This is a genomic window from Paraburkholderia sp. BR10954, assembly GCF_040965775.1.
Classification (GTDB): Bacteria; Pseudomonadota; Gammaproteobacteria; order Burkholderiales; family Burkholderiaceae; genus Paraburkholderia; species Paraburkholderia youngii.
The window spans coordinates 32,810-49,888 of the sequence record NZ_JBFRCK010000023.1; the positions used below are offsets into that span (position 1 = coordinate 32,810).

Annotated in this window: 17 protein-coding genes; 8 read left to right on the forward strand and 9 right to left on the reverse strand. The window is 65.3% G+C overall.

The window, feature by feature from the left end:
- Positions 1-38 precede the first annotated feature (38 nt).
- The 4 genes from AB4Y34_RS27050 to AB4Y34_RS27065 form a co-directional block, all read right to left on the reverse strand.
- Complete coding sequence (locus AB4Y34_RS27050) at positions 39-1,628, reverse strand: DHA2 family efflux MFS transporter permease subunit (protein WP_368717755.1); 1,590 nt, start codon at positions 1,626-1,628, stop codon at positions 39-41.
- The gene (locus AB4Y34_RS27055; RefSeq protein WP_368717756.1) at positions 1,625-2,821 is read right to left on the reverse strand and encodes an HlyD family secretion protein; all 1,197 of its coding nucleotides are present in this window, start codon (positions 2,819-2,821) and stop codon (positions 1,625-1,627) included. The genes AB4Y34_RS27050 and AB4Y34_RS27055 overlap by 4 nt, the downstream gene beginning before the upstream one ends.
- A 140-nt stretch (positions 2,822-2,961) precedes the next feature.
- Complete coding sequence (locus AB4Y34_RS27060; protein WP_184227466.1) at positions 2,962-3,135, reverse strand: hypothetical protein; 174 nt, start codon at positions 3,133-3,135, stop codon at positions 2,962-2,964.
- Between the two features lie 39 nt (positions 3,136-3,174).
- Entirely contained in the window at positions 3,175-4,794 is a 1,620-nt protein-coding gene (locus AB4Y34_RS27065; protein WP_368717807.1) for an FAD-dependent oxidoreductase, read from the reverse strand.
- Positions 4,795-5,060: 266 nt separating this feature from the next.
- Between AB4Y34_RS27065 and AB4Y34_RS27070 the strand changes: the two genes are divergently transcribed.
- Positions 5,061-7,205 carry a response regulator gene (locus tag AB4Y34_RS27070; protein WP_368717757.1) on the forward strand — a complete coding sequence of 715 codons (2,145 nt, stop codon included), beginning with the start codon at positions 5,061-5,063 and terminating at the stop codon, positions 7,203-7,205.
- Between the two features lie 153 nt (positions 7,206-7,358).
- On the forward strand, positions 7,359-7,646 hold the full coding sequence (locus AB4Y34_RS27075; RefSeq protein WP_176381503.1) for a hypothetical protein: 288 nt from the start codon (positions 7,359-7,361) through the stop codon (positions 7,644-7,646).
- A 119-nt stretch (positions 7,647-7,765) separates the two neighbouring features.
- Here AB4Y34_RS27075 and AB4Y34_RS27080 read toward each other — a convergent pair whose 3' ends face one another.
- The 3 genes from AB4Y34_RS27080 to AB4Y34_RS27090 form a co-directional block, all read right to left on the reverse strand.
- Positions 7,766-8,785 (reverse strand): class I fructose-bisphosphate aldolase, encoded by a 1,020-nt coding sequence (locus AB4Y34_RS27080; protein WP_368717758.1) that lies wholly within the window; start codon positions 8,783-8,785, stop codon positions 7,766-7,768.
- A gap of 97 nt (positions 8,786-8,882) precedes the next feature.
- Complete coding sequence (locus AB4Y34_RS27085; protein WP_176125723.1) at positions 8,883-9,302, reverse strand: secondary thiamine-phosphate synthase enzyme YjbQ; 420 nt, start codon at positions 9,300-9,302, stop codon at positions 8,883-8,885.
- A 13-nt stretch (positions 9,303-9,315) separates the two neighbouring features.
- Positions 9,316-9,636, reverse strand: a complete 321-nt coding sequence (locus tag AB4Y34_RS27090) for a thioredoxin family protein (protein WP_368717759.1) — start codon at positions 9,634-9,636, stop codon at positions 9,316-9,318.
- 172 nt (positions 9,637-9,808) lie between these two features.
- Here AB4Y34_RS27090 and AB4Y34_RS27095 point away from each other — a divergent pair, with 172 nt between their 5' ends.
- The 5 genes from AB4Y34_RS27095 to AB4Y34_RS27115 all read left to right on the forward strand — a co-directional run bounded on the left by AB4Y34_RS27095 (position 9,809) and on the right by AB4Y34_RS27115 (position 13,611).
- Entirely contained in the window at positions 9,809-10,105 is a 297-nt protein-coding gene (locus AB4Y34_RS27095) for a DUF2628 domain-containing protein (protein WP_176381497.1), read from the forward strand.
- 76 nt (positions 10,106-10,181) lie between these two features.
- Positions 10,182-10,625 carry a hypothetical protein gene (locus tag AB4Y34_RS27100; protein WP_176381495.1) on the forward strand — a complete coding sequence of 148 codons (444 nt, stop codon included), beginning with the start codon at positions 10,182-10,184 and terminating at the stop codon, positions 10,623-10,625.
- 235 nt (positions 10,626-10,860) lie between these two features.
- A complete protein-coding gene (locus tag AB4Y34_RS27105) occupies positions 10,861-11,625 on the forward strand; it encodes an MFS transporter (protein ID WP_368717760.1) in 765 nt (254 codons plus the stop codon).
- A 216-nt stretch (positions 11,626-11,841) separates the two neighbouring features.
- Positions 11,842-12,876 (forward strand): phosphogluconate dehydrogenase (NAD(+)-dependent, decarboxylating), encoded by a 1,035-nt coding sequence (gene gnd / locus AB4Y34_RS27110; RefSeq protein WP_368717761.1) that lies wholly within the window; start codon positions 11,842-11,844, stop codon positions 12,874-12,876.
- Positions 12,877-12,912: 36 nt separating this feature from the next.
- Positions 12,913-13,611: an HAD family hydrolase gene (locus tag AB4Y34_RS27115; RefSeq protein ID WP_176125729.1), complete on the forward strand. Its 699-nt coding sequence runs from the start codon at positions 12,913-12,915 to the stop codon at positions 13,609-13,611.
- 63 nt (positions 13,612-13,674) lie between these two features.
- Here AB4Y34_RS27115 and AB4Y34_RS27120 read toward each other — a convergent pair whose 3' ends face one another.
- Together AB4Y34_RS27120 and AB4Y34_RS27125 are read right to left on the reverse strand one after the other, a co-directional pair.
- A complete protein-coding gene (locus tag AB4Y34_RS27120) occupies positions 13,675-14,214 on the reverse strand; it encodes an ankyrin repeat domain-containing protein (protein ID WP_368717762.1) in 540 nt (179 codons plus the stop codon).
- A gap of 114 nt (positions 14,215-14,328) precedes the next feature.
- A complete protein-coding gene (locus AB4Y34_RS27125; RefSeq protein WP_255208912.1) occupies positions 14,329-14,457 on the reverse strand; it encodes a hypothetical protein in 129 nt (42 codons plus the stop codon).
- Positions 14,458-14,680: 223 nt separating this feature from the next.
- Between AB4Y34_RS27125 and AB4Y34_RS27130 the strand changes: the two genes are divergently transcribed.
- Entirely contained in the window at positions 14,681-17,074 is a 2,394-nt protein-coding gene (locus AB4Y34_RS27130) for a phosphoketolase (protein WP_176381486.1), read from the forward strand.
- Positions 17,075-17,079: the final 5 nt, after the last annotated feature.

The following is a 17,079-nucleotide window of genomic DNA, read 5'->3' on the forward strand; positions in this document are numbered from 1 at the left end:
CGGAATCGAGAACGCCGCGCCTCGAACGAAGCTTCACTTCAATGTCCTCCGCCGCCGGACGCTTTGACCGGTGAAAAGAAAATCGCGATCGGAATGCAAAGCGTGCAGAAAATCGCGAGGAACGCGAACACGTCGACATAGGCGAGGAACGTCGCCTGCGAGATGTACGTGGTGTACAGATGGCCATTTGCGGTTTGCAGCGCCTGCGAAAGCGGCATGCCATTCATGTCGGCGATCCTCTGCGCGTTGCGTTGCAAGGTATCGTTGTAGTTCTGCGAAAGCGGCGACATGAACTCCGACAGATGCGCCATGCGCGCCTGGGTGCGCTCGCGAACCATCGCGGTCGACAGCGAGATGCCGATCGAACCCGCGACGTTGCGGAACATCGTAAACAGCGCGGACGCGTCGTCGTTGAGTCGCGGCGGCACCGTCAGATACGCGAGCGTCGTGATCGGCACGAACAGGAAGCCGATCGCGAGCGACTGCGCACTGCGCATCTTCACTAGCGTGAAGTAATCGATGTCCGGCGTGAGCGTATGCGAATACGCGAGCGCGCACGCGAGCAGCCCGAAGCCGGTCGCCACCAGCAAGCGCGTCTGCACGTGCGGCATCATTTTGCTGATCAGCGGAATTTCCATCGTGATCAGCACCGCGCCCGGCGACAGCACGAGGCCCGCGAGCATCGCCGTATAGCCGAGCTGCTGCTGCGCGAGCTGCGGCACGAGCACCGCGCTGCCATAGAGAATCGTCGCGAACGCGGCGATCGTCAAGCAGCCGAGCGCGAAGTTGCGGTCCTTCAGACAGCGCAGGTCGACGACCGGCTTCTTCGTGTACAGCAGCCAGTAGATCGCGCCGACGATGCCGGACACCGCGAGCACCGCGAACGTGCGAATGAAGTTCGATGAAAACCAGTCGTCGTCCTCGCCGCGATCGAGCATCACCTGCAGGCAGCCGAGGCCGATCGCGATCAGAACGATGCCCACGTAATCCACCGACACGCGCAGGTCGCCCTTGCGTTTCCACGGTGGGTCCTCGACCAGCTGCATCACCGCGAGCGAGGTCAGCACGCCGAACGGCACGTTCACGAGGAACACCCAACGCCACGAAAAGTTGTCGGTGATCCAGCCGCCGAGCGTCGGCCCCAGCACCGGCGCGACGACGATCGCGACCGCCGAGATCGAGAATGCGCGGCCGCGCTGCTGCGGCGCGAACGTGTCGAGAATGATCGACTGCTGGTTCGGTTGCAGTCCGCCGCCGAAAAAGCCCTGCAAACAGCGGAAGATGATGAGCTGCCACAGATCGGTCGCGATGCCGCACAGAAACGAGCACACGGTGAACGCAATGATGCAGACGAGGAAATAGCGCTTGCGGCCGAGCAGCCGGCCGAAGAAACCCGAGAGCGGCAGCACGATGCCGTTGGCGACCAGATACGAGGTCAGCGTCCACGTCGCTTCGTCGTAGCTCGCGGACATCGTGCCCGCGATATGCGGCAACGCGACGTTGACGATGGTCGTGTCGAGCACTTCCATGAACGCCGCGAGCGTGACGACGATCGCGATCAGCCACGGATTCGCGGATGGCTTCCAGTTCGACGATGCGTCGCCTGACGCGGCATCGGACGCCGTCATTTCAGGTACACCTTCGGCTTAACCGACAAGCCGAGCCCGAGCGGATGATCGCGCGGCAGACCTTCGTCGATGATGATCTTGACCGGCACGCGCTGCACGATCTTCACGAAGTTGCCGGTCGCGTTTTCGGTCGGGAACGCCGAGAAGCGCGAGCCGCTGCCGAGGTGCACGCTATCGACATGGCCGCGCAGCTCGAGCTTCGGATACGCGTCGACGTCGACCTTGACCTTGTCGCCGGGGCGCATGCGTTCGAGCTGCGATTCCTTGAAGTTCGCGGTGATCCACACCTGCGGCGTGACGATCGAGAACAGCGACACGCCCGCGGTGAGGAAGCTGCCGAGCTGCACGTTGCGCCGCGTGATCCAGCCATCCGACGGCGCGCGCACCTCGCAGTACGACAGATTCAGCTGCGCCTGTTCGAGCTGCGCCTCGGCCTGATGCACCTGCTGGCGGCGTTCGTCGACGCTGGCCTCGGCCTGGCGCAACTGCTGCGGCACGAGGCTCGCGGTGCGCTGCTGCGCACGCGCCTGCGCGACGCTCGCGTCGGCCGACTGGCGCTGCGCGTCGGCGGTATCGACGTTCTGCTGCGTGGTCGCGCGCGGATCGACCGAGTGCTGACGCTGCCAGGCGGCTTGCGCCTCACGCAGATTCGCTTCCGCCGACGAAGTCTGCGCTTTCGCCTGGCGGTACTGCGCGGGATACTGCACGCGCGCGATATCGAGCTGCACCTGCGCGGCGTTCAATTGCGCCTTCGCAAGACCGAGCTGCGCTTTCGCCTGATCGACCTGGGCCTGGTAGTCTCGCTTGTCGATCACGAGCAGCAGGTCGCCCTTGTGCACGAACAGGTTGTCGTCGACCGCCAGCGTCACCACGTAGCCGGAGACTTTCGGCGCCATCGTGATCGCGTTGCCGTCGGTGTAGGCGTCGTCGGTCGTTATTTCGTTGCGGGTCGCGAACCACCAGACGAAGCCGACGATGCCGATCAGGATCACGAGCGCACCGAGGATGATCAGCGGTTTTTTGCCGGGCTTTTTCTGCTGGCCGTCGTCGTCGCCGTTGTCCTTGTTCTTGTCGTTGCCGCGTTTGCCGCCGTCATCGCGTGCGTCGTTGCCGTCGCGGCGCGCATCGCCGCGCGACGCATCGCGCCCGGATGCTTCCTTCCCGGCGCTGGCCGAGCCGGTCTCGTCTGACATGGTGAGTCGTTTCCGTCGTTCCAGTGGGTTGAGAATGGGGGAGTGCAATAGATGCCACCCGCGGCCGCCGTGATCACAGCAATGCGCGAGGCCGCGGGCGCTCGGGAAGCACGGGCAGCGCGCAGCGCGCCGCCACGCGCCTATTGACCGGCGGGCTTGTCGTGCCCGGTCTTTGCCTTGTCCTGCTCCGGTTCGATCTTGGTGGTGCCGCCCGTCGAAGGCGGGTCGCTAGCCGGGAAGCTGTCCTCGACCTGTTCGTCGATCTGCTGTTCGCTCTTTTCCGAGTGCGGATGCTGTTCCTTGTGTGTCGTCATGGTGGCTCCTTCCTCAAGGTTGAACGGCAAGACGATGGCTCACGACGCCGCTTGCGGCGCGCTGCCGGCCGTCGCGCCGATCATCGTGAGCGCGTCGGCGCGCGACAGCCCGCCGCGCATCGCGTCCGAAAGCCGCGCGGTCAGCGCTTCGCGCTCGCAGGCGAACACCGCGTCGACATTGCCGTCGCGCACGTACAGCGCGATGAACTGGTGATGATCGAGGTCGCCATCGACGACGATCTCATCCCACTCGCTCGCGTGCCCCAGGTATTCGAAGTTCTTGCCGTAGTGATAGGTCCAGAAGAACGGCACGTCCGCATAGCGGGTACGCAAGCCGCACATGTTCTGCGCGGCGATGCGCGCATGCTGCTGCGCGACGCGCCAATGTTCGATACGCAGCGGCTCCTGGTTCTCGTGCAGCGAGAACACGGCGATATCGCCGGCCGCATACAGACCGCACGCGGCGCTCATGCCGGCATTGACGACCACGCCGCCGTCCTTCTGCAACGGCAGTCCCTCGACGAACCCTGTAGCCGGCGCAACCCCCGTGCCTAGCAGCACGACATCAGCGGCGATGGCTTCGCCGTCCGCGAGCATCACCGTATGCACGTTGCCTTCCTCGCCCTCGAGCGAGGCGACCTTCGCGTCGAGATAAAACTTCACGCCATTGCTTTCGTGCAGCGCGCGAAACATCTGGCCCGCGCGCTCGCCGAACTGCTTCACGAACGGCACCTTGTCGCGCGAAATCACGGTGACGGGTACGCCGTGCTTGCGCAACGCGGATGCGACTTCGAGGCCGATGAAACTGCTGCCCAGAATCGCGACGCGGGTTTGCGATGCATCGTCGCCGAGCGCGTCGATCAACGCGGCGGCATCGTCGAGGTGCCGCAGCACGTGCACGCCGCCGAGTTCGCAGCCTGGAATGTCGGGCACTTTCGGCACGCTGCCGGTGGCGAGCAGCGCGGTGTCGTATTTGAGCGGCTCGATGCTCTGCCCGCCATTACCCGCGCCGGCTTCGAAATGGATCGTGCGCGCGGGCACGTCGAGCCGCGCGACCTTCGCGACGATCCGTTCGATGCCGTGCGTGTGCAGCCAATCGGGCGGCAACAGCGGCGGCACGTCGGCGGGTGGCATTTCGAACGACGGTACGAATTTGCTCAGCGAGGTGCGGTCGTACGGCGCGTGCGCTTCGTCGCCGATCAGCGTGATGCGGCCCTCGAAGCCGAACTCGCGTAACGCGGCACAGGCGGCGGCGCCGGCCGCGCCCGCGCCGATCACCACGTAGTGCTTGCGTTGCGCGGCATCGAGCGCGGGCGTGTGCGCCGCCGCATCCGGCGCGGCGATTTTTTCCGCCGATACGAGCACGTCGTCGCCATCGAGCGTGACCGGGTAGCGATCGAGCGGCAGCAGCGGGGGCGGCTCCAGCACGTTGCCGGTCGCGACATCGAAGGTGCCCTTGTGCCACGGACAGATGATGCGGCCGTGGCACAGCGCGCCCTCTTCGAGCGGGCCCCCCGCATGCGGGCAATCCGGGGAGTACGCGTGCACGGTGTCGCCGTCGCGCACGAGCAGGATCGGCGTGTCGTCCACGGTGACGCGCACCGCACGCTCCGCCGGCAATTCCGATAGCCGCGCAACGCGGCGGGCAGTCGTCGACATGGTGAGGCCTCGCGCATGGAAAGGCTCGCGCAGCGCATCGAGGCGCGTCGCGAGCAGGAACGGAAGTGGGCTGGCCATCGAGCAGCGATAAGGCAGCAATCGATGTGCCCGCTCGGCCTGGCGAAGTGATGCAGCGAACCCGCTTGGGAAGATAGGCCGAGTTGCGGTAAATTTCGAGGCAGGGGAATTCGCACGCGAACAGCGGTGTGCGAATTTACAGGCAATGCCTTCCCTGACCGTATGCAACTTTGATGGAGCAGGTGAACGTGCAGCGTGCAGAACGTGTCGCAGTCGATGTGCCGATGCCGTCACGCAACTTCGCGGCGACACGGCGCATGTTGCTGATCGTGCTGGCCGTGTCGATCGTGTTTCCGTTGGCCTGCCTCGCGGGCTATGGCTACTTCGATTACCAGCGCCGGATCTCCGATGCGAACGATATGATCGACCGCCTCGCGCGCGTGGCGCAGGAGCAGGCCGTCAAGGTGCTGGATCTGAACCGCCAGATGGCCTCGCGCGTGATCGAGCTGCTCGGCGATTCCGACGATGCGCAGATCCGTGCGCGCGAGCGCGAATTGCACGAGCGCCTGCAGAGCATCGGCGGCGACTTTCCGCAGGTCGCATCGATCGCACTTCTCGGCGTGAACGGCGAGCTGCTCGTGTCGAGCCTCGCGTATCCGGCTCCGGCGGTGCAGATCGGCCAGCGCGAAGATTTTCTCGCCGCGAAGGCGATGCGTCCGCAGCCGTATTTCTCGCTGCCGATTTTCGGCCCACTGTCGAAGGTCGACGTCTTCACGACCGCGATCGGCCGCTCGGACGCGAACGGTCGGTTTCTCGGGGCGGTCACGGTCGCGCTGCGCAACGAATATTTTTCGCGCTTCTATCACGAACTGACCAACGGCGATCCGTCGCTCGCGCTCGCACTCTACCGGCAGGACGGCAATCTGCTGGTGCGCTATCCGCCTTGGCCGGCCGGCGCGCGGCCGTCGATGCACAGCGCGTTCATGTCCGCGTTGCGCGACAAACAGCTGTTCGGCCACGTGCGTCTGAATTCGAGCGTCGACGGCGTCGAGCGGCTGCTCGCATTTCGCCGCGTCGGCGACTACCCGGTGTATGTGATGAGCGCGTACGCGACGTCGTCGATCGTCGCGGCGTGGCGCATGCACTTTCTGTTGATCGCGGCGCTGACGGCGGTGCCCTGTATCGCGATCTGGGCGCTCGTGCTGTATTCGCTGCGCCAGCTCGAAGCGGAGCGGCGCGCGTGGGAGCGCTGGCAGGGCGAGGTCGCGATGCGTCTGTCGGCCGAGGCGTCGAGCCGGCAACTGCAGCGCATGGGCGCGCTCGGCAATCTGGTCGCCAATGTCGCGCACGATTTCAACAATCTGCTGATGGTGGTGTCGGCCAATACCGAGCTAGCGCGGCTCAAGCATTACAACGATCTCGAGAAGGAAGTGCAGGCGGTCGAGCGTGCCACCGCCACGGCCGAAGCGCTGACACGGCGTTTGCTCAGCGTCGCGCGCAAGCAGCCGCTGAAGCAGGAGCCCGTCGAGCTGGCACGCTGGCTGCCGGCCGCCGTGCCGCTGATCAATGCGGCGCTCGGCGACACGATCGAGCTGGCGCTGCGCATACCGGAGGGCCTGTGGCAGGTGCTCGTCGATCCGACCGACCTCGAGTTCGCGATCGTGAACATCGCGATGAACGCGCGCGATGCGATGCCGCGCGGCGGGCGCTTTGTGATCCGCTGCCAGAACAATCGGCTGGTCGGCAGCGACACGCTGCTGCCGGACGGCGAGTACGTGCTGATCGCCTGCTCCGACGACGGCGAAGGGATGCCCGAATCGGTCGCGCGACGCGCGTTCGAGCCGCTCTTCACGACCAAGCTGCGCGGCTCGGGCACCGGCCTCGGGCTCGCCCAGGTCCTGTCGATGTCCGAGCAGGCGGGCGGCACCGCGAAGATCGACAGCGTGCTGGGCAGCGGCACGACGGTACGGATGTTTCTGCCGCGCTATCGCGAGCGCGCCGCAACGGCCGGCGTCGATGCGCGCCAGCCGTTGCCGAGCGCGGCCGGGGTCATACTGCTCGTCGAGGACAACGAGGACGTCGCGGCCGGCGTGACCGCGGTGCTCGAAACCTTCGGCTGCGAGGTCCATCACGAGCCGACCGCCGACCAGGCGTTCGACGTGCTGAGCGCCGGCGAGCGCTTCGAGCTCGTGCTGTCGGACATCCAGATGCCGGGCAAGCTGAACGGTATCGACCTCGCGGAGAAGATCCGCAGCGCGTGGCCGTCGCAGAAGATCGCGTTGATGACCGGTTACGCCGACGAGCTCGACCGCGCGCGTCGGCTCGGCATCGCAATCCTCTCGAAGCCGTTCAATATCGACGAATTGCATGCGCTGGTGGCGTGCGGCACCTGAAGCCGCGGCACGCCGTTCGCGCATTGCGTGCATGGGCTTTTCCTGTCGTGCTGTGGTGCGGCACAGCCCTTGCTCACAAGCGTGCGAGGTTTGCGCGTGCGGCTGCCGTGCGCCCACTTCGTTTCGACACTCTCGACACCCAGGAGAATCGCCATGAAGATCAGACACGCAGTGCTCGTTTCCACCTTGCTCGCGGCTTCGTCGCTCGCGATGGCCCAAGGTGCCGGCGGTGGCGCCGGTGGCGGCGGGGGGCCGGCCGGCACCGACCCGAACACCAACGCCGCGACCTCGTCACGCGAGGGCGGCGATGCGGGCCCGGCGACGACGGCTACGCCTGCGACCCACCATCACATGAAGAAGCACTCGAAGTCGAAGAAGCCCATGACCGACTCGACGAATATGCCGGGCGCCGACGCGAGCAGCGATACGAAGGGGCAGTAAGCGCCGCGTATTGAGGCAGAAGTGCAGAAGGAGCCACGCGCCGGTCCCCTGGCGTGTCGGCTCCTGCGTTTTTGTGCACGAGCGTGCTGACGGGCGATTCGCGCTGCGCCCGCCAGCGCTCAATCCTTTTCCATCGACGGGTCGTACTTGCCGAGCGCGGCCGCGCCATTCAGACGCGCGCGCTTGAGCAGCGCCTGCTGCGCTTCCTTTACGTTGCCCGGCTGGCCGCGCCAAGCATTCAACGGCGGCTCCTGCAACGCGCGCCCATACGAAAAGCTCAGATTCCACGGCAGCGCGCCGAGCCGGTTCATCGCGCTGAGATTGGCGGTAGCTTCCTCGGGCGACTGTCCGCCCGACAGGAACACGAGACCCGGCACCGAAGAGGGTACGGTGCGCATCAACACGCGCACGGTCGCCGCCGCGATATGCGCGGTGCTCGACTGCTGCTCATGCTCGGAGCCGGCCAGCACCATGCTCGGCTTCAACACGATATGTTCGAGCACGACGCGATGCCGATGCAGCGAATGAAACACCTCGTGCAACACGGCCTCGGTCACTTCGGCGCAACGTTCGATCGCGTGATCGCCGTCCATCAGCACCTCGGGTTCGACGATCGGCACGATGCCGGCCTCCTGGCTGATTGCCGCGTAGCGCGCGAGCGAATCGGCGTTCGCCTCGATCGCGAGCCGGCTCGGCAGGCTCGCGCTGATGTTGTAGACCGCGCGCCACTTCGCGAAGCGAGCGCCTTGGCGCTTGTAATCGACGAAGCGTTTAGCGAGACCGTCGAGGCCTTCGGTGATCTCGTCGCCCGGAGCGAGCGCGAGCGGCACTTTGCCGAGGTCCACCTTGATGCCGGGCACGATGCCGTTCGCCGCGGCCACTTGCGGGAACGGCGTGCCGTCGTCGGCTTTCTGGCCGAGCGTTTCCTGGTAGAGGATCACGCCGCTCACGAACTCGCCGAGGCCGGGTGTCGTCAGCAGCAGGTTGCGATACGCGCGACGGTTTTCTTCGGTCGATTCGAGGCCGATCGTCTTGAAGCGTTTGGCGATGGTCGGGCCGCTTTCGTCGGCGGCGAGAAGACCCTTGCCCGGTTGAATCATCGCCTTGACGGTGGCTTGCAGCTCGCTACGGGTGTCCATGAGGTGTGCTCCCTTGGGTAGGCTCCGTACGATGCGGTGTGCGGAGAAGTGCCGGTGACGGTTTCCTTTGCGTGACGGGTGGGTACGAAAGCGGACTTTATTCGCCGAGCAGATGCAACACGATATCGCGCGGCTGTGGCTGACGCCGATGTTCGAACAGATAGAGCCCCTGCCATGTGCCGAGCACCATTCTTCCATGCTCGACGGGCACCGATAGCTGCACCTGCGTGAGTGCCGTGCGCAGATGCGCGGGCATATCGTCGGGGCCTTCGGTGTCGTGCTCGTAGCGCGTGTCGTCCTCGGGCGCGAGGCTCTCGAAGTAGCGCTGCAGATCGCGCCGCACCGATGGATCGGCGTTCTCCTGAATCAGCAGCGATGCCGACGTGTGCCGGCAAAACACCGTCAAGAGACCGGTACGGATGTCCGTATCGTCGACGAAGCGGCGCGCGTCGTCGGTAAATTCGACCAGGCCGCGGCCACGGGCCTGGACACGCAGATGATGGATGACCTGGCGCATGATGGAACGAATCTCAGAGCGACGCGAACGCGTCCTCGATGTCCTCGGCGCTGCGCGGCCGCACCACGCGCGCGACCTCGGCGCCGTCGCGCATCAGCACGAGCGTCGGCCACAGCTTGACCTTGAACGAGCGGCCGAGCGGGCGGCCGGGACCGTCCTCGATCTTCAGATGCCGCAGGCCCGCGTGCGGCGCGAGCGCCTGCCGGATCGAGGCCTGCGCGCTCTGGCAATAGCCGCACCAGTCGGTGCCGAATTCGACGACGGTGGCGCCGGGCAGCGAGTCGAGCTCGGCGCGGGAAGGGGCTTTCGGGGAATAAGCTGTCGAGGAGGTCATGCGTGCTCCGCTCTTGATCTTGATCTGCCAAGGGTAGCAGCTATGCTGCGGATCGTCAGCGCAGCGGCCGTATGCAGCCGATGCGCGTGATGTCGCCGCGGCATGTTAAAAAGCGGTGCGCACGTGCTCGACCGATCGACGCGCCGCGTCATCGCACGGAACCTCGCAAAACATGAACGCCCGAATCTATCTGCAACATCCGCAGCACAAGGACGCAATCGCGGTCGCGACCGGCTTCAGCTGGGGCGCGTGCCTGCTCGGCTTCATCTGGGCGCTGTCGAAAAGAATGTGGTTCGCCGCGTTCGTGATGCTGGGCATCAACGTGATTCTGCTCGGCATCGGTCTGTGGGGCGAGACGGCCGACCTGATCGGCTTCGTGCTGTCGATCCTGTTCGCGTTCGCGTGCGGCGCGTATGGCAACCGTTGGCATCGCTGGACGCTCGAACAGCGCGGCTACGTCGTCGTGTGATGCGTTCACGCTGGAGCGGGGATTGCTGCGCGGACGTGTGATCGAAGCTGAGTTCAATCCGTGATGGAGGCGTTTCATGCTCATTGCATCGACAGTCGCTGGCCTCGCCGTGTCGTTGGGAATGTTGGCCATCGCGCCGCTCGCCCACGCCGCCGACACGGCGCCCCCCGCTACGCTCGCCGCCACCCCCGCCACACCGGTGTCCGCTCCCGCCGACGACACCTTCCTGCTGACGATCTTCCTGCGCCACGACGAATCGAAGCCGCTGCCGAAGATCAACGATCAACTGCGCGAGCAGGGCTTCTTCAAGACCTTTCCGCCGCCCGGCATCGAAGTCGTGTCGTGGTACGTGATGATGGGCATCGGACAGGTCGTGACGCTGCGCGTGCCCGCGAGCCGGTTGCGCGAAGTGAACCGTGCGATCGAATCGACCGCGTGGGGCGGCTATCACACCGAGTTCTATCCGACCTACGACTACAAGGCGCAGGCGCAGCAAATGCGCGCAACTGAGGGCAAATAGCGGCGAGCGTGCCGGCAGCTTGCCGCTAACCGCACGCATCGGCGCGGCACGGCGCGCGCAGCACTACGCACATGCGCGCGCATTCCACATTTGGGACGGCCGTGCGCGGGTTTACGCGAGCCGCGCTCCGGGTCGATAATGCCCCGGTCGTTTTGGCCCCGAGCCCGCGACGCCCATCGTGCCGTCGAGCGCATCGAAGCGCAGCGAGGCCCGCTCCACCTGACCCTCCGTCCCCGTGTTGAAAACTGCGCGTTTTTTCGACCTGCTTCGCATTCCTGGCTTCAAGCCGCTCGCTGCCGCCACCCTGATGCTCGGTGTGGCGATGTCCTTCACCGCACCGTATCTGTCTCTGTTCGGCATCGAACGCGCCGGCATGACGCCGTTCCGGCTCGGCGTATTCATGACGCTGATCGCCGCGAACGCGACGATGATCGTGCTGCCGCTCTACATCGTGCACGGGCTGAACGGCACGCATCTCGACGTGTCGGTGATGCTCGGTCTCGGCGCGCTGACCGAGATCCCGATGATGCTCGCGCTCGGCGCGAAGTCGTCGTCGCTGCACAAGCCGAACTGGCTTGCCGCGTGCGCGGCCGTGCATGCGGTGTACTTCGTCGCGATGTCGCTCGCCGGCAACGTCAGCGTGCTGATCCCGATGCAGATGCTGAACGCGTTTGTGGTCGCCGTGACCTCCTGCCTCGGCATGACCTACGTGCAGGATCTGATGCCGCATTCGCCCGGGCGCGCGACCGCGCTGTTCTTCAATGCGGCGCGGGTCGGCTCGATCCTGTCGGGCGTGCTGTCCGGGCTGCTCGTGCAGGCGTTCAGCTATCGCGGCACGTTCCTGTTTTGCGGACTGCTGGGCCTGTGCGCGCTCGTGCTGTTCGCGGTGCCCGGCTATCGCTATCCGGTGATGTGGCGCGCGGTGAAGCGCTTCGCGGCCGAGCAATACGCGAAGCTGGCCGCGCGCCGCGGCACGCGCCTGCCCGAGCGCAGCGAATGACGCGCGACACCGCCGCATCCGCCTTCGTGCGGATGCGGCACGCCTCCAGCCGCGCGGAACTTTGACCCGCGCCGCACTTCCGCAAAAAAGTGCGGCTTGTTTCGACCCATTCGGCGCACCTCGCGACACAGCGCCTATGCTTAAGGGCAACCACGCCGCCGCAACACGGCGACCAGAAAATCGGACAGCGCAACGCAGCATCTTTCGGAGCGAGCTATGCAGCTAGGCATGATTGGATTGGGACGGATGGGCGCCGACATGGTGCGGCGCCTGACCAGCGGTGCTCAGCAATGCATCGTGTACGACGTGCAGCCGGCGGCCGTCGACAGGCTGAAGCAGGAAGGCGTGGCCGGCGCCAGCTCGCTCGAAGACCTCGTCGCGAAGCTCGCCAGGCCGCGCGCCGTGTGGCTGATGGTGCCCGCCGCGGTGGTCGACGCGACGCTCGACAAGCTGGTGCCGCTGCTCGAACCGGGCGACATCGTGATCGACGGCGGCAACTCCTACTATCACGACGACATCCGCCGCGGCCAGCAACTCAGCGCGTACCAGCTTCACTACGTGGACGTCGGCACGAGCGGCGGCGTGGCGGGGCGCGAGCGCGGCTACTGCCTGATGATCGGCGGCGAGGCCGAGGTCGTGAAACGGCTCGAACCGGTCTTCTCGGCGCTGGCGCCCGGCGTCGGCACTGAGAGCGCGACACCGGGCCGCGTGGCGGGCGCGAGCACCGCCGAGCAGGGTTTTCTGCATTGCGGACCGCAAGGCGCGGGGCATTTCGTCAAGATGGTTCATAACGGCATCGAGTACGGGCTGATGGCCGCCTACGCGGAGGGTCTGAACGTGCTGCGCCACGCCGACGCCGGCCGCCACGCGCGCGAAGCCGATGCGGAGACGTCGCCGCTGCGCCACCCCCAGCAGTATCAGTACGATCTGAATCTCGCGGACATCGCGGAAGTGTGGCGGCGCGGCAGCGTGATCGGCTCGTGGCTGCTCGACCTGATCGCCGGCTCCCTCGCCAGCGACACCGAGCTGAAAAGCTACGCGGGCCGCGTATCGGATTCGGGCGAGGGGCGCTGGACCGTCGCCGCGGCGATCGACGAAGGCGTGCCGACGCCGGTGCTCAGCGCGGCGCTGTTCGCGCGCTTCAGTTCGCGCGGAGAAGCCGATTTCGCGAACCGCGTGCTGTCGGCGATGCGGCACGATTTCGGCGGCCATGCGGAAAAACCCGTCGCGCCGGACGGCGGGCTGAAGTAGCCGAGGCGATCCACGAACCTGCCAAGAGGAACCGCGATGCCAGTCACTTCCGCCACGCCGCACGACGTCGTATTTCTATTCGATTGCGATAACACGCTACTCGACAACGATCACGTGCTGCAGGATCTGCGCGCGCACATGATGGGGCAGTTCGGCGAAGAGAACAGTGCGCGCTATTGGGAAATCTTCGAGAACCTGCGCACCGAACTCGGCTACGCCGACTACCTCGGCGCGCTGCAGCGCTACCGGACCGAGCATCCGCGCGACACGCGCCTGCTGCTGATGTCGTCGTTCCTGATCGAGTATCCGTTTGCGAACCGGCTCTATCCGGGTGCGCTCGACGCGCTGCGGCATGTGGGCAAGTACGGGCCGACGGTAATCCTGTCGGACGGCGACGTCGTGTTCCAGCCGCGCAAGATTTCGCGCTCGGGCCTGTGGGACGAAGTCGAAGGGCGCGTGCTGATCTACATCCACAAGGAGTTGATGCTCGATCAGGTGATGGATTGCTATCCGGCGCGCCATTACGTGATGGTCGACGACAAGCTGCGGATTCTGGGCGCGATGAAGAAGGCATGGGGCACGGAGCTGACGACCGTGTTTCCGCGCCAGGGACACTATGCGTTCGATGCGAAGGAGATCGCGAACAATCCGCCCGCGGACGTGAGCGTCGGGCGAATCGGCGAGTTGGCGGAGATCGACGTGGAGACGCTGTTGCGTAGCGGGAAGGGCAACTAGGCGGCGCCGCGCGCGATGTGCGGGCACCGCTTCAGGGGTGAAGCCGCGGGTGAAGTCGCGAGATCAAGCGCCCAGCGCTTTCAGGCGCGCCTGGGTATCGGCGGCGCCCATCCGTGCAGCGGCATCGGCCGCGCTGACGCCGTTCGCGTCGCGCGCATGGGGGTCCGCGCCGTGCGCGAGCAGCAGATCGACGATTGCGGTGCGGTTGAACATCGCGGCGATCATCAGCGCGGTGCGGCCATCGGGCGATGCGCCTTCGACGTCGGCGCCATGCGCGAGCAAGGTTTCGATCACGTTGTCGAAGCCCTTGAACGCGGCGCCCGCGATCGGTGTCTGTCCTGCATCGTTGCGCAGGTTCGCATCGGCGCCCTGTTCGAGCAGCGTGCGCACCGCGTCGACGTGGCCGTGGTAGCTCGCGAGCATCAGCAGGCTGTCGCCGCGTTCGTTGCGCAGATTCGGCGGTACGCCTTTTTCGATGACGGCGGCGAGCATCGTCGCATCGCCGCGTCGCGCGAGGTCGAAGACTTCGCGGGCGAGCGCCTGCAATTCAGGATCGGGCTGCGAAGCCGCCGGGTTGTTGGTGTGGTCGCTGCGGTTGGCCAAGGCTCTCTCCTTGCGTTGAATGAGCGGCGCGACGCAATTGTCACGCCCGGTCTTGCAAAGAGCATACACATTCCGCGGCGCTCGCGTCCGCGTGCCGACAGCGGCGCCGCTGTGCTAGGCGTGGCTGAACAGCTTGACCAGCAGCCCGAATACGCCTATCGGTATTCCGACCGCCACGAACGTCAACACGAGCGTAAGGACCAGAACCTTCAGCACTTTGAGCGCACTGGGAGATCTCGACATGGCGGCCATTGACCTGAGACAGAGGATCACGAAAAGAAAGCAGACAGCGCAAGGCAATTGCAGTACGAATGCCACATTCAGCGCGAGATACTGCGAGGGGTAGAAAATCATTCGCCCCCGGTTTGAGCAGCTTAGTACATTCGACCCGTGCCCCCCGGCTTCGTTTCGATTGCACCGCATCATCCGCCAACCAGCCTGACAGTTCTTTTCGAGGAGTGACGCCATGGCCGAAGCAACCTCGCATCCCACCCCACCGCAAGTTCTGGACCCCGATACGCTGCGCAACCTCGATCGCTACTGGCGCGCATGCAATTACCTGTCGGTCGGCATGATCTATCTGCGCGACAACCCGCTGCTGCGAGAACCGCTGAAGCCCGAGCACATCAAGAACCGGCTGCTTGGCCACTGGGGTTCCGACGCCGGCCAGAGCTTCGTGCTCGTGCATCTGAACCGGCTGATCCGCAAACACGATCTCGACATGATCTTTCTGTCCGGCCCCGGTCACGGCGCGCCGGCGAGTCTCGCGCACTGCTATCTGGAAGGCACCTATTCGGAGGTCTATCCGGACCGCAGCGAGGACGAAGACGGCATGCGGCGCTTTTTCCGGCAATTCTCGTTCCCGGGCGGCGTCGGTTCGCATTGCACGCCCGAAACGCCGGGCTCGATTCACGAAGGTGGCGAACTCGGCTACTGCCTGTCGCACGGCTACGGCGCCGCGTTCGACAATCCTGAGCTGATCGTCACCGTGATGATCGGCGACGGCGAAGCGGAGACCGGGCCGCTCGCCACCTCGTGGCATTCGAACAAATTCCTGAATCCGATCCGCGACGGCGCGGTGCTGCCGGTGCTGCATCTGAACGGCTATAAGATCGCCAATCCGACGCTGCTCGCGCGCATTCCGCGTGAAGAGCTCGAAGCATTGATGGTCGGTTACGGGCACAAGCCATATTTCGTCGAAGGCGACGATCCCGACACGATGCATCAGCAGATGGCGGCGACGCTCGAACAATGCATCAGCGAAATTCGCGCGATCCAGCAGAACGCGCGGCAGAACAACGACACCACGCGGCCGCGCTGGCCGATGATCGTGCTGCGCTCGCCGAAGGGCTGGACCGGGCCGAAAGAAGTGGACGGTCACAAGGTGGAAGGCTCGTGGCGCTCGCATCAGGTGCCGGTGGCCGATGCGGTGACCAATCGCAAGAGTCTGAAGGTCGTCGAGGATTGGCTGCGCAGCTACGGGCCTGAAACGCTGTTCGATGCGAACGGCCGGCTCGTCGAAGAACTGCGCGCGCTCGCGCCCGAAGGCGCGCGCCGCATCAGCGCGAACCCGCACGCGAACGGCGGGCTGCTGTGCAAGATGCTCGACATGCCGTCGTTCCGCGACTACGCGGTGGCCGTAAAGAAACCGGCGGCGGCGTATACGTCGCCGACCGCGGTGCTCGGCACCTTCCTGCGCGACGTGATGCGCAAGAACATGTCGAACTTCCGGCTGTTCGGTCCCGATGAAACGTCGAGCAATAAGCTGCATGCGGTTTATGAAGTGTCGGGCAAGACCTGGCTCGATCCCCTCGAACCGAGCGACGCCGACGGAGGCTACCTGTCGCCCGACGGCCGCGTGATGGAGATGCTCAGCGAGCACACGCTCGAAGGCTGGCTGGAAGGCTATAACCTGACCGGCCGTCATGGGCTCTTCGCGACCTACGAAGCGTTCGTGCACGTGATCGACTCGATGTTCAACCAGCACGCGAAATGGCTCGAAAAATCCAAGCGCGAGCTCGGCTGGCGGCAGCCGGTGCCATCGCTCAATCTGCTGATCACGTCGATCGTGTGGCGCCAGGATCACAACGGTTTCACGCACCAGGACCCCGGTTTTCTCGACGTGGTCACGAACAAGAGCCCGGAAGTGGTGCGCATCTATCTGCCGCCCGATGCGAACTGTCTGCTGAGCGTTGGGGACCACTGCCTGCGCTCGCGCGACTACGTCAACGTGATCGTGTCCGACAAGCAGCCGCATCTGGATTATCTCGACATGGACGCGGCCGTCATTCATTGCACGAAGGGCATCGGCATCTGGGATTGGGCGTCGACCGATCAGGGCGCCGAGCCGGACGTCGTGATGGCGTGCGCGGGCGACATCGCGACGATGGAAGCGCTCGCCGCGGTGCAGATCCTGAAGGAGCACTGCCCGACGCTGAAGATCCGCTTCGTCAACGTGGTCGATCTGTTCCGCCTGATGCCCGAGCGTGCGCATCCGCATGGACTGTCCGACCGCGATTTCGATTCGCTGTTCACGACCGACAAGCCGGTGATCTTCAACTTCCACGCGTATGCGGCGCTCGTACACAAGCTCACGTACAACCGCAAGAACCACGGCAACATGCACGTGCATGGCTACAACGAGAGGGGCAACATCAATACCCCGCTCGAACTCGCGATCATCAACGGCGTCGACCGCTTCACGCTGGCGATCGATGCGATCGATCGCGTGCCGACGCTGCGCGGTGTCGGCGATCATACGAAGGAGTGGCTGCGCGGGCAGATCATCGAGCATCTCGCGTATGCGCACGAGGAGGGGATCGACAAGGAGGAAATCCGCAACTGGACGTGGAAAGGCTGAGGGGG